Here is a 12,482-nt window from a genome sequence, read left to right on the forward strand (position 1 = left end):
TGCAACTAGTTGCATAGCCCTACGGTCAGGAGATCGGCACGTGCATGGACACGGCGGAAACCCGAGCTGACACATCCGGTAGCCCGGGTGCCGGTGGCGCGCGTGACGCCGATCAGCCCGTCGTGCCGGCGCGGCGGCGTTCGATCAGGACTTCGATGCCGTCCAGGATCCGGTCCAGGCCGAACGTCCAGCCGTTGTCCCGGGGCGCGCCGTTGGTCGACCGCGCCGCCTCGTGCAACGCCGGGAAGCGGTCCTGGTGCTCGTGCAGGATCGTCCGCAACTGCTTCTCCGCCGTCCACGGCTGCGTGCCCGCCGTCGCGCCGGACTGGGTGTTGCGGATGTGCCCGCTGAGCAGGAACACCGCGTCCATCCGCTCACCGCCGTCGAGCCCGGTGCCGTCGAGCGCGGCCACCGCGGACTCCGTCCAGCCCACCTCGCGCGGACCGGTCATGCGCTCGCCGGTCGTCGCGGCGGGCAGCCAGGGGTGGCGGCGCCACGCCTCGCGCATCAGGTCGGACCAGGCGACGAGCCTCGGCCGCCACCCGCCCGGCACCGCGCCCAGGTCCGGCGGCTCGCCGACGGCCGACTCGATCATCACCGCGACCAGCTCGGCCTTGCTCGCCACGTGCCGGTACAGCGCCATCTTCGTGACGTCCAACCGTGCCGCGACCTGCTGCATCGACACCGACGCCATGCCTTCCGCGTCGGCGACCTCGATCGCCGCGGCGGCGATGCGGTCGACGGTGAGCGCGAGCCTCGGCGGCCGTGCGGGCTTGTCCCGCGCACCCCACAGCAAGTCCACGCCCTGGTCGTCGCTCGCCATCCGCTCACCGGCTTCCGAAATCGGGGGTTGCTCACGTTGTCGATCTGTGTCTATCGTACACCCAGTGTCCGACGGACACACAAGTATCCGCAGGACACACCGGTGTCCGACTGTGCCGATGGGGGCGTCAGAACCATGTCCGTGAAGATCTTCGTGAACCTGCCGGTGACCGACCTGACCAAGTCGATCGAGTTCTTCGCCGCGCTCGGCTTCGCGCACAACCCGCAGTTCACCGACGAGAACGCGTCCTGCGTCGTGTTCAGCGACTCCGTCTACGCGATGCTGGTGACCAAGCCGTTCTTCAAGACGTTCACCACCAAGGAGATCGCCGACGCCGCCACCACCACGGAGGCGATCATCGCGCTGTCGCTGGACAGCCGCGAGCAGGTCGACGAGCTGGCGGACAAGGCGCTGGCCTCGGGCGGCGGGTTCGTCAAGGACGCGGAGGACCACGGCTTCATGTACGGCCGCAGCTTCGAGGACCTCGACGGCCACGTGTGGAACGTGTTCTGGATGGACGAGTCCGCCGTCTAGCGGTCAGTCGCTCCAAGGGACGCGCGGAGGGCCGGTCGCACGCCGGCCCTCCGGACCTGCCGGGCGGCGGGGGAGCGCAGGGTTCTCCCGCCGCCGCCCGGCTGATCACCCGAGCCCGAGGACCGGGCCGGGTGATCAGCCGGTGACCGGCGGGCGTCAGCCGATTTGCCACTGCTGGTCGGCCGCGCCGACGCAGTCCCACATCACGACCGCCGCGCCGTTGCCCCGGTTGGCGGCGGGGATCGTCAGGCACTTGTTGTTCGAGTTCCGCAGCTCGCTGCCGTTGAACCGCCACTGCTGCCCCTGACAGTCCCACTGGTTGAGGCCCGCTCCGTTGGCGCCGTTGCTGTCGTTGACGTCGAGGCACCTGCCGCTGAACACGTTGCGGTACTCGCTGCCGTTGCTCTCCCACTTCTGGGTGTCGCCACCGGTGCAAGTCCACATGGCCACGGCGCCGCCGTTGGCCGTGTTGCCACCCCGCACTTCGAGGCACAACCCGCTCAGCCTCGACACGATCTGGACGCCGGCCTCCGCCTGCTCGGACCGCGGCTGCGGCGCGGTGCCCGCCGAGGCCGAGGCGCTGACGAGACCGCCGACTGCCAGCGCCGCGGCGGCCACGCCCGTGAGAAGCCCTTTCGAACCGGACCGGATCATGGTGTCCTCCCCTTGAACCTCTGGTGCAGGTCCGCGCTGCCACGCGACCTGCACTGAACCCTCCGCCGGGTGGCGGCTCGGCGGGTATCCCGAAACTTGGGGATGCCGGGCGGGCGTCCGCGGCGTTGCGGCGCGGACGCGAACGGCTCACACTGCGCGGTGTGGACCGTTCGGGGGAGCGGTTGCTGCGCGAGTTGACCGCGGCGACCGGACAGGGTGCGAGCTGGGGCGAGTCCGGCGCGGAACTCTCACGGGCCCTCGCGTCCGTGGTGCCGCACGACGGGGCGCGCTTGACGGGTCTGAATCCGGCGACCGGGTTCGGACCGGCTTCGTTCAGCTTCTGGCACGGTTACGAAGCGGACTTCGGCCAGGGGTTGCTGCACGGTTGCCACACGGGCCAGGACCCGTGCCTGCGCGAGGATCTCGCGCGCCGACCGGTCCCGGTCGACGTAGTGGCGGGCGCGGGCGACGGCCCGCGGCACCGCGCGGTGCGGCGGCTGTTCGCCGATCACGGCGTCCACAGCGAGCTGCGGCTGCTGCTGCGGGACGTCCGCGGCGTGTGGGGGACACTCGGCCTGATCAGGGCGCGCGACGCCCGACCGTTCAGCGACGAGGACCTCGGCAACGCGGCGCGGCTCGGACCGACCTTGGCGGCGTTCCTCCGCCGGTACGTGACCGCGGGCCCGCTGGTGCCCGACACGGAGAGCCCGCCGCCGGGCGTGATCGTCCTCGGCCCGGACCACGAGATCAGAGCGGCCACTCCGGCGGCGCTCGCCTGGCGGGAGCGGCTGGAGAGCCGCCTGCGCGCTCCGGAGTGGACCGGCAGGTCCTTCTTCGCCGGGATGTCCGCCCTGGCCCGCACCCCGGCGGGCGCGCCGCTGGTGCTGGGCCCGGCGGCGAGCTACGGGCGGTGGATCGCGTGCCAGGCGGAGCGGCTGGACGCCGATGGCGCGGGCGACGTGGCGGTCGTCATCCAGGCGGCCACGGCCGCGCAACTGCTCCCGTCCTTCTGCTCCTGGTACGGCATCACGGCCCGCGAACGCCAGGTCGTCGAGCAGTTGCACGCGGGTGCGGCGCCCAAGCACATCGCCCGCAGGCTCGACCTGTCGGTGCACACGGTCAACGACCACCTGAAGGCGGTCTTCCGCAAGACCGGCGCCCAAGGCCGTGACGAGCTCATCGCCGCGATCAACTGACCGTGCCGGAGGCGGCTCGCCGGGGGTGGCCGGATGCGGCGGCGCGGGCGCAGGAACCCGCGCCGCCGCCCGACGCGGGTCAGAACTGCAAGGACCAGCCGTTGATCCGGCCGGTGTCCGCGGACGCGACGTCCTGCACGCGCAGCTTCCACGTGCCGTTGGCCGGTTCCGAGGACGCGTTCACCGTGTAGGTCGTCACGATGTCGTTCGCGCTGTCGTTGCTGGACGTCTTCACCCGGTACGCCGAGCCGTCCGGCGCGACCAGGTCGATCACCAGGTCGCCCCGGTAGGTGTGGGTGATGTCCACGCCCACCGCGAGCGCCGACGGCGCGTTGCCCGCGACCCCGGACACGGTGATCGGGCTCTCGACCGTGGTCAGGTCGGGGATCGTCACGTCCGCCGGGTTCTCGAACCGCGGCCCGGGCGGGGTGCCGCCGGAGCCGGCCAGCGTCCACAGGGCGTAGGCGATGGCGTCGCTGTTGCGGTCCAACGCGGTCACGTCGACGTTGCTGATCGTGTCGCACGAGCGGTGGTAGCAGCGGTCGAAGGCGACGCCCGCCGTGCCGCCCCACTTCTGCGCCTGCGCGGACGTCTTGGTGACCTCGGCGCCGGTGAACGTGCCGCCGACCGGGATGCCCGCCCTGGCGAACGCCGCGTGGTCGGACCGCCCGCCGACCGACGTCAACTCGGTCGGCACGCTGAACGCCGCCTGAAGAGTCTGCTGCAGCAGCAGCGACCCGGACGGCTGACCGGAAGCGCTGTAGACGAAGTAGCCCGGGTTCGGCGAGCCGATCATGTCGAAGTTCAGGTACGCCTTGATCCTCGACCGCTCGGTCGTCGGCAGGTTGTTCACGTAGTAGGTGGAGCCGATCAGGCCCAGCTCCTCCGCGCCCCACCAGCCGAACCGGATGTGCTTGGTCGGCACGAGGCTCTGGCGCGCCACGGTCAGCGCGACCTCCAGCAGTCCCGCCGAGCCGGTGCCGTTGTCGTTGATGCCGGGGCCCGCGCTCACGCTGTCGAGGTGGCCGCCGAGCATCAGCACGTCGTTCGGGTCGCCGCCCGGCCAGTCCGCGATCAGGTTGTACCCGGTCGCGCCGTTGCTGGTGAACTGCTGCACGGACGTCTGGTACCCGGCCGCGTCGAGCTTCGCCTTGACGTGGTTGACCGACGCCAGGTAGCCGGGCCTGCCGTGCGCCCGGTTGCCGCCGTTGTTGGTGGCGATCGTCTGCAGGTCGTTCAGGTGCGCCTGGACGTTGGCCACCGGGATGTCCGGCACGGCCGGCGCGGTCACCGGGGCCGCGGTCACGACCGGTGGGCTCAACAGGGCCGCGGCGAGCACCAACGCGCTCGCCGCGGGGATCGTCCTTCTCAGGGACATGGCTGCCTCCGCAGGGTTTGGGATAGCCACGCACGAGCGTGCGGGCTGCGCCATCCCCGCGGTAGCGACTTTCGTCGTGGCACGTTCGGACGCAAGCCGGGTAATTTCTGCACACTCGATAACTTCAGTGCAGACAGAAACCGACTTCGCGTCCGAACGCGCGGCACGCAAGGGATCTACTGCTGGGCGCGTTGAGCACGAGCCCGCCGCTTGCCCTCGTGCATCGCCTGCACGCGGGCGACCGGGATGGTGTGCCCCTCGGCGACCAGGTCGTCCGGCAGCCGTTGCGGCGCGGGCATCCGCGAGTGCCACGGGTCGCCGTCGCCGAGCAGCGCCGGGGCGGTCTTGACCGTGAAGTCGGCGGGCTTCACGGCGTCGAGGTCGTCCCAGTCCACCGGGAACGACACCGTGGCGCCCGGCCGGATCCGGGGGCTGTACGCGGCGGCCACCGTCGAGCCGTAGGCCCGCGTGGAGTCGAGGAACACCCGCCCGCCCCGGTCGTCCTTGATGAACGCCGTGGTCGCCAGGTCGGGGTCCAGCCGCTCGGCCCGTGCCGCCAGCGCCCGGGTCGCGGCGGCCACGTCGTGGTCGACGCCCTCCACGGGCACGAACACGTGCACGCCCTTGGAGCCGCTGGTCTTCACCACGCCGGACAGCCCGTCGTCGGCCAACGCCCGCCGCACGAGCTTCGCCGCCGCCACGACCACGTCGAAGCCCGAGCCCTCCGGCGGGTCGAGGTCGAGCACGAGGTAGTCGGGCCGGTCGAACGCGCCGGCGGGCGCCAGCGTGACGTGGTACTCGACCGCGCGCTGGTTGGCGAACCACAGCAGCGTGCGCCGGTCCTCGCACAGCGCGTACCGGATCTCCCGCTTGGACGTCTCCGCCCACAGGGGCACGGTCCGCACCCACGGCGGCGTGTACTTCGGCAGGTTCTTCTGCGTGAACGGCTCCTGGCCGGGCCGCACCCGCACCACCGAAAGCGGTCGCCCGGCCAACGCCGGGATGATCCGGTCGCGCACCGCGTCGAGGTAGTCGACGAGGTCGCCCTTGGTCGCCTCGGCGCCGTCGAACAACGGCTGGTCGAGGTTCGTCAGCGCCACGCCGTCCCGCTCTTCACCCATCGCACCACCCTTGCGGTTGACCGTGCCGCAGGCAAGCGGGACACGGCCCGCTCCGCGAGGGGAACGGGCCGTGTCCGCGTTCGGTCAGGCGGGGAGCCGCCAGACCTGGTTCGACGAGGCGAAGCAGTCCCAGAGCTGCAACCGGGTGCCGTCGGCCGAGCTGGGTCCGGTGGCGTCGAGGCAGCGGCCCGAGGCGGGGTTGCGCAGCGTGCCGTCGGAGGCGGCCTGCCACTTCTGCGCGCCCGTGCCGTTGCAGTCCCACAGCTGGACGACGGTGCCGTTGGCGGTGCCCGCGCTCGCCACGTCCAGGCACTTGCCGAGGGCGCGCAGCGAGCCGTCGCCGGCGACCGTCCAGCTCTGGGCGTTGGTGCCGTTGCACGTCCACAGCTGGACCGCGGTGCCGTTGGCCGAGGACGCGCCGGCCACGTCGACGCACTTGCCCGCGATGCCGGTGATGGGACCGGTGCGGCCGGGCGGGGTGGTGCCGCCCATGACCGTGTCGTAGATGGCGCTCAGGAGGGAGGTGCCGCCGGTGGTGTCCTGCGACAGCTCCCAGTTCATCACGCCGCCCGCGTTGGCCATGGCCCACTGGGTTTTGCGCTTGATCGTGGGCACGCCGTTGTAGCACTGCTGGACGCCGCTGACGGTGACGCAGTCGCGGTTGGCGTTGGCCGGGTCCATGGCGACGAGCTGCGCGTAGGTGTAGTAGTTCGGCCTGCTGTAGAACGGCACGCCGAGCACGGCCTTGGCGGAGGGCAGGCCGCGTGACTTCCAGTAGTTGACGGTGCCGATGGACCAGTCGTAGTTGGCGTGCGGGCTGCCGCCGTCGTAGGCCATGATGTTGAGCCAGTCGACCTGGCCGAACACGGCGGTCTGAACGCCTTCCGCGGTGCCGCCGCCGGACACGACCGCGGCGGTGAGGAGCTTGCCGCGGCTGTGCATGGCGGTGCTGAGCTGTCCCATGAGCGCGGTGAAGTTGGTCGCCGACGTGCCGGGATCCGGGTACTCCCAGTCGATGTCGACGCCGTCGAGGTTGTACTGGTTCACCGCGCCGACGACGGCGTTGACGAACGTGGTGCGGCTGGTCGCGTTGGCGGCCAGGGCCTCGAACGCGGAGTCGTTGCCGTCGTTCCAGCCGCCGATGGCGAGCGAGACGCGCACGCCGTTGTCGTGCGCGAGGATGACCAGGGACGAGAGCTTGCCCGGGTCGGGGATGGCCTGGAGCGTGCCGTTGGCGTTGGGCAGGGCGAACGCGTAGTTGATGTGGGTGAGCTTGGTGTACTGGACGGCGTTGACGCTGCCCGCCCACGACGGCAGGTAGCCGACGCTCTTGAAGCCGTTGGGCAGGACGGTGGCCTGTGCCGCCGGTGCGGTGGCGACGGCCACCGCGAGGCCGGCCGCCGCGGTGGCGAGGGCGAGGCCCGCGGCGCCCCACCGGGTTGACGCGCGCCGTGATGGTGCGGGGGACTGCATGGGGACGTGGTCCTTTCACAGGGATGACCATGGCCGTCGTTCGCGCGGATGGCGGCGGATCCGCGTGGTCGCCGGCAGGGGACTCGGCAGCCGCGGCCGACCTTACTAGCGCACTTGATTCAAGTCACGATAAAAGTCGACGGGCGCCGCGATGACGAGTTGTCGCAGGCGGGAGGGGTCGGCGATGACGTCGTAGGCGGCGATCCGGTCGTCCCGGACCGTGACGGTGAGGGCGAGCCGGAGCCGTCCGCGCGGTGCGACGACGATGCCGACGCGACCGTCCACGAGGGCCGGTTCGGCGTGGCGCGCGTTCGCGGCGAGGACGACGGTCTCGGCGGCGACGGCGTGCGCGCCGCGGACCTCGGTCGCCGTGCCGGGTGGCAGGACGGCGGGGTCGGCGCGGCGGACGACGTCGGGGTCGAGCACGGCGAGCAGCGCGTCGAAGTCGCCCGCGCGTGCGGCGGCGAGGAAGGCGTCCACGACGTGCCGGTGGCGGGTGAGCTCGGCGTCGGGGAGCGTGGTGGCGCCGCGGACCTTGTGCCGGGCGCGGCTGGCGAGCTTCTTGGTGGTGGCCGTGCTGCGGCCGACGATCGGCGCGATCCGCTCGAACGGCACGGCGAACGTGTCGTGCAGGACGAACGCGACGCGTTCGGCGGGCCCGAGGGCGTCGAGGACGACGAGCAGCGCCCGCCCGACCGACTCGGCCAGCACCGCCTCGGTCTCCGGGTCGTCGTCGGCGGGCAGGTCGGGCACCTGGTCGACGGTGTCCTCTCGGCGGGCCCGGCGGTGGCGGAGCACGTCCAGGCACACGCGGGAGACGACGGTGCGCAGCCAGGCGGCGAGGTTGTCGATCCCGTCGGCGTCGACCCGGCCCAGCCGCAACCAGGTCTCCTGCACGGCGTCCTCGGCTTCGGGCAGGGAGCCGAGCATCCGGTGGGCGACCGCGCGCAGGTGCCCGCGGTGCGCCTCGAATCGGTCCGCCAGCTCGTCGCGCATCGGTGCCCTCCCGGTCGTCTACCGGGTGGACGAGCCGGCGCGGCGAAAGGTGACGGGCTCGCGCGGCCGACGTGGCAGCCGTGACGCGGGCTACCGGCGGGTAGGTCGATCGGCTAGGTTCCGGGCGTGACCGAACCGAACGCACGGGCGCACGTCGACGTCGAGGTCCCGGTCGACGAGGTGTACGCCCTGGTGAGCGATCTGCGCGGCCTGGCGGGCGTGGCCGAGGAGTACTCCGGTGGGCGGTGGCTCGCCCCGGCGACGGGTCCCGCGGTGGGCGCCCGCTTCGTCGGGTCGAACCGGCGCGGCTTCCGGGTCTGGCGCACGGTCTCGACGGTGACCGACGCGGGGCCGACCCGGTTCGCGTTCGAGGTGCGGTCCCTCGGGGTGCCGGTGTCGCGCTGGCAGTACGACCTGGAGCCGACCGCCACCGGCTGCCGCGTCACGGAGAGCACCTGGGACCGCCGCCCGGCGTGGTACCGGCCGCTGACCGTGCTGGCGACGGGCGTGCGCGACCGGGACACGCAGAACCAGCGCAACATCGAGCGCACCCTCGACCGGTTGAAGGCGGTGGCCGAGGGTGCGCGTCGGGTGGAGTGATCCCTTTCGCTCGCACGTTCGGAAATCGCATTTCCGGACGGCGTGCGAATCGTTCTCGGGGCTTTTAGGTTAGCCTCCCCTTAATGATTTCGTGTTGCGGCGTCCGGTGGTCGGTGGCAACGTCCAGGTGAGGAAACTGCTGCCCAGAGGAGCGGTCATGACCACCACGGAAATGCCGGCAGTCAGCTCGTGCACGGTCACGGGTTGTTCGTACAACCACGACGGTTGTCACGCTTTCGCGATCACCGTGAGCGGTGCGAACGGCGCCGCCGACTGCGGAACGTTCATCCCCCTGGCCCGCAAGGGCGGTCTGCCGAAGGTCGTCGCGCAAGTCGGCGCGTGCTCGCGCACCGACTGCATCCACAACGCCGATCTGGAGTGCACCGCCTCCGGCGTGCGCGTCGGGCCCGGCCAGGGTGACCACGCCGCCAACTGCCTCACCTACACCAGGGCGTCGGGCGCGGCGAGCCCGACGACGTCCTGAGGGCCCCACCCGACCGCCGCCGGCCGGTCAGCACCCCTCAGAGCTGACCGACCGGCGGGCGGGACGGCGTCTCAGCGCCGTCGGTGGTGCCGCGCGACCGCGAGCGTGGCGGCCAGCAGCACCAGGTTCTTCAGCACGAACTCACCGGTGACGCTGAGCAGCAACGGGTTGCCGTGGCGGAACGCCATCGCCGGCTGCACCACCAGCACGAGGAACGTGCCGAGCAGGTGCAGCGCCGCCAAGGCCGCGACCAGCCGCACCTGGACCGCCACGATCAGCGCCATCCCCACCAGCACCTCGAACACGCCGATCGTCGGCACGAACCAGGACGCCGGCAGGAACGGCACCGTGGCGGCGACCAGGTCGCGCACCGGCGACGTGCCCGCGACCTTCAGCACCCCGAACCACAGGAACACCACGCCCAAGGCGATCCTCAGCAGCGGGACGCTCCGGTCCAGCACGCCGTCCACCGCGCGCGACGCCCCGTCGAGCAACGCCGTGCGCGACGACCCGGCGGACGGCGCGTGGTCGGTCTCCGGCACGTCGGTCAGCTCCCTGGTCATCCGTCATCCCCCTCGTCGTGGTCCGGGTCAGGCGCCGGACCGGCGTGCGGCCGTGAGCGTGTCGCCCAGCGACCGCAACCGCGTGTCCGTCCGCTGGACCTGCTCGGCGACGACCTCCAGCGCCCGGTTCAGGTGCGGGCGCACCATCCCCGGCCACTCGACGCCCGCGGCCCGGTCACGGGCCTCCGCGGTCGGCTCCGGGAACGCCGCGGCCACCGCGTACACGACCGCGCCGAGCACCGCGTCCAGCACGAGTTCCGGCAGCAGCGACATCACCAGGTTCGGCAGGTGGCCCGCCTCCTCGTCGCCCGACCGCGGCTGCCACGGGTCCAGGTGCTGCCGGACCGTCTCCCACAGGCCCGCGTCGACCGCGCCGACGCCGTGCCGACCGGCCCACTGCAACGCGTCCGCCCTGGTGACGGTGGCGGCGAGCACCTGGCGGGCGTCCACGCCGATCCGCAGCAGCTCCGCCAGGTCCAGGTTCTCCGGCGCGCCCATCAGGGACGGCCGCAGGTCCATCGCCACCTGGTGGTGCCAGCGCGTCGCCCACACCGCGCGCCACCACATCGCCTCCTGGGTGGCCGGTCGGGACAACCACACCGCGATGTTGCGGAAGTAGGCCTTGATCTCCTCGTACGCGGCCCGCCCCGACTCCGACGCGGCGAACCCGACGCTCTTGATCGGGTCCTCCGGCACGGTCGGGTCGCCCACCAGGTTGACGTTGAAGAAGTGGTGCCACGTGGCGTCCACCGCCACCCGGCCCACGCCGACCTGGTGCCCGTCGTACGCGCCGATCGCGCCGAACGTGCTCGCGTCCAGCCGCCCCTTGCGCGGGTCGCGGTCCGCGGCCCGGGCGTTGAGCGTCGACCACGCCACGACCTCCGGCGCGAGGCCCGCCGGGTACTCGGTGATCTCGTACCCGTCGAAGGCGAACGACCTGGTCAGGTCGTCCGGCACGTAGCACTCGCCCTCGTGCGGGTGGTCCGGCAGCACGCGGATCGTGCCGCGCGGCCCCGACAGCAGCGGGTGCGGGTAACCCTGGTGCGCCCACTTCGGCGAGTCCGACGTCGCGTACATCCGCGGCGTGATGACCTGCGGGATGTCGTCGGACTGGTCGTTGAGCTGGAACAGCGGGTCGTGGCCCTCGGACAGCGTGTCGTTGCGGTCGGGCCCGTCGATCGACGGCGCGACCGGCTCGCCGTTCGGGCCGGGGTCCGGCCAGTGCCACTTGCGCATGCTCCGGACCCGCGGCAGGTCGCCGCACAGGGACACGCCCAGGTCCTCGTGGTCGCCGGTGGCGAACACGCCGCCGCCGGCGTCCATGAACTCCGCCAACGCCCGCAACTCGGTCTCGTCCAGCGGCGCGCGGTCCGCGCGGGCCACGCCGAAGAGCCAGATCTGGTTGTACTGGCCCAGGTCGTGCCCGTCGAACCGGAAACCCGGGAGGTCGGCGGACAGCGCGGGCAGGTTCTCCTCGCGGTGCGCCCTCGTCACCTCGAACCGGACCCACGGCCCGGGCGGCGTGGACAGCACGTCCACGAGCGTGGCCAGGCCGAAGTCGGCCCGGTCGAAGCTCGCCGTCCCGTCGGTCACCATCAGGATCCGGACGGCGTCCGGCTCGGCCAGGACCGATGTGCTCGGCATGGGTGTTCCCCCTCGGTTCACGGTGTCATCCCTTCGATCTCGACCAGCAGGTCCGGGCGGCAGACGTCGACGGTGAACACCGCGATGTCCGCGCGCCGGGAGAATTCGTCGCGGCACAGCCGCGTCACGACCGGCACGTCCTCGGGTCGCTTGACGTAGACCTTGATCGCGCGCAGGTCTTCGAGGCGGTAGCCGCCGTCGATGCCGTGCCCGGTCAGGTTGTCCGCGCCGATGAGCGCGGCGATGTTGGCCAGCGTCACCTGGACCTGGCGCGCCACGTCGCCGGGCGCCACGGTGGCGTGGTCGAGGATGCTCGCGGTGCCCGACACGTACAGCGAGCCCCGGCCCTGCTCCGGCTTCAGGTACGTCGCCCGCGCGAAGCTCGGCGGCCTCGGCCCGTACTGCTCGGGGTACTCGTGCGCGGGCACCTGCAACGGGTTCTCCAGGTGCACCGCGGTGTGCGACCGGTGCGCCAGGAAGTAGAACGCGACGCCGTCGCCCAGCGAGCCGATGCCGGTCGACGCCGGCATGGCGTGCCCGCGCTCGTCGAACGCCTTGCCCCGGCCGACGCAGAAGTCCCGGTACACCTCGGTGCCGTGCGCGCTGCGCTCGGTGATGCCGTCGAGCATGTTCCACATGCGGAACACGTTCCGGTAGCCCAGGTCCTCGACCAGCTCGAACGCCGCCAGGTACGCCTGGCGCGTCGCCTCGCCGCAGTCCTCCGACGGCCCGATCCACCCGGCGCAGAACAGCAGTTCGCCGTCGTGCGCGTAGAGCAGCCCCTTGTGCTCGCCGGTCCGGACCACGCTCCCCTCCGTGTGCCAGACCTCCACCACCTCGGGCTCACCCGGCCGCACCATGTGCAGCGGGAGGACCGGCAGGCCGTGCTCCCACCGCGGCCGGCCACCCGCGGTCGAGTGGCGGACGGCGCCCAGCACGGTGTCGCCGGCCAGGACGGCGAAGTCCTCCGCCGTCCGGAACGTGCACGGCGGTGTCACGATGACGTTGCCACGCAA

13 protein-coding genes are annotated in these 12,482 nt (G+C 72.1%); 4 read left to right on the forward strand and 9 right to left on the reverse strand.

The features are described from left to right. Positions 1-112: 112 nt before the first annotated feature. Complete coding sequence (locus ADK67_RS11230; RefSeq protein WP_053716345.1) at positions 113-823, reverse strand: TetR/AcrR family transcriptional regulator; 711 nt, start codon at positions 821-823, stop codon at positions 113-115. A 135-nt stretch (positions 824-958) separates the two neighbouring features. Here ADK67_RS11230 and ADK67_RS11235 point away from each other — a divergent pair, with 135 nt between their 5' ends. Continuing rightward, positions 959-1,357 carry a VOC family protein gene (locus ADK67_RS11235; RefSeq protein WP_053716346.1) on the forward strand — a complete coding sequence of 133 codons (399 nt, stop codon included), beginning with the start codon at positions 959-961 and terminating at the stop codon, positions 1,355-1,357. 156 nt (positions 1,358-1,513) lie between these two features. Here the strand turns inward: ADK67_RS11235 and ADK67_RS11240 are convergent, their stop codons facing one another. Further along, positions 1,514-2,011: an RICIN domain-containing protein gene (locus ADK67_RS11240; RefSeq protein WP_053716347.1), complete on the reverse strand. Its 498-nt coding sequence runs from the start codon at positions 2,009-2,011 to the stop codon at positions 1,514-1,516. A 161-nt stretch (positions 2,012-2,172) separates the two neighbouring features. On the opposite strand from ADK67_RS11240, the gene ADK67_RS11245 reads away from it, so the two are divergent. Further along, positions 2,173-3,207, forward strand: a complete 1,035-nt coding sequence (locus ADK67_RS11245) for a helix-turn-helix transcriptional regulator (RefSeq protein ID WP_053716348.1) — start codon at positions 2,173-2,175, stop codon at positions 3,205-3,207. A 79-nt stretch (positions 3,208-3,286) separates the two neighbouring features. On the opposite strand, the gene ADK67_RS11250 is transcribed toward ADK67_RS11245, so the two are convergent. The 4 genes from ADK67_RS11250 to ADK67_RS11265 all read right to left on the reverse strand — a co-directional run bounded on the left by ADK67_RS11250 (position 3,287) and on the right by ADK67_RS11265 (position 8,175). Continuing rightward, positions 3,287-4,585: a M28 family metallopeptidase gene (locus ADK67_RS11250; RefSeq protein WP_053716349.1), complete on the reverse strand. Its 1,299-nt coding sequence runs from the start codon at positions 4,583-4,585 to the stop codon at positions 3,287-3,289. A gap of 176 nt (positions 4,586-4,761) precedes the next feature. Further along, positions 4,762-5,706 carry a DNA polymerase domain-containing protein gene (locus ADK67_RS11255; protein ID WP_053716350.1) on the reverse strand — a complete coding sequence of 315 codons (945 nt, stop codon included), beginning with the start codon at positions 5,704-5,706 and terminating at the stop codon, positions 4,762-4,764. A gap of 84 nt (positions 5,707-5,790) precedes the next feature. Then, entirely contained in the window at positions 5,791-7,179 is a 1,389-nt protein-coding gene (locus ADK67_RS53510) for a glycosyl hydrolase family 18 protein (protein ID WP_053716351.1), read from the reverse strand. A 105-nt stretch (positions 7,180-7,284) separates the two neighbouring features. Next, positions 7,285-8,175, reverse strand: coding sequence for a sigma-70 family RNA polymerase sigma factor (locus ADK67_RS11265; protein ID WP_053716352.1), 891 nt, complete (start codon positions 8,173-8,175; stop codon positions 7,285-7,287). Positions 8,176-8,301: 126 nt separating this feature from the next. Here ADK67_RS11265 and ADK67_RS11270 point away from each other — a divergent pair, with 126 nt between their 5' ends. Both ADK67_RS11270 and ADK67_RS11275 read left to right on the forward strand, forming a co-directional pair. After that, positions 8,302-8,775, forward strand: coding sequence for an SRPBCC family protein (locus ADK67_RS11270; protein ID WP_053716353.1), 474 nt, complete (start codon positions 8,302-8,304; stop codon positions 8,773-8,775). Between the two features lie 157 nt (positions 8,776-8,932). Beyond that, complete coding sequence (locus ADK67_RS11275) at positions 8,933-9,259, forward strand: DUF1540 domain-containing protein (protein ID WP_053716354.1); 327 nt, start codon at positions 8,933-8,935, stop codon at positions 9,257-9,259. A 71-nt stretch (positions 9,260-9,330) separates the two neighbouring features. On the opposite strand, the gene ADK67_RS11280 is transcribed toward ADK67_RS11275, so the two are convergent. From ADK67_RS11280 to ADK67_RS11290, 3 genes are read right to left on the reverse strand one after another with little or no spacing between them, the layout of a single operon-like run. Then, entirely contained in the window at positions 9,331-9,822 is a 492-nt protein-coding gene (locus tag ADK67_RS11280) for a DoxX family membrane protein (RefSeq protein WP_082403380.1), read from the reverse strand. 27 nt (positions 9,823-9,849) lie between these two features. Next, positions 9,850-11,466, reverse strand: coding sequence for a hypothetical protein (locus ADK67_RS11285; protein WP_053716355.1), 1,617 nt, complete (start codon positions 11,464-11,466; stop codon positions 9,850-9,852). A 17-nt stretch (positions 11,467-11,483) separates the two neighbouring features. After that, a complete protein-coding gene (locus tag ADK67_RS11290; RefSeq protein WP_197289394.1) occupies positions 11,484-12,482 on the reverse strand; it encodes an FkbO/Hyg5 family chorismatase in 999 nt (332 codons plus the stop codon).

Origin of the sequence: Saccharothrix sp. NRRL B-16348 (genome assembly GCF_001280085.1) — a bacterium.
Classification (GTDB): Bacteria; Actinomycetota; Actinomycetes; order Mycobacteriales; family Pseudonocardiaceae; genus Actinosynnema.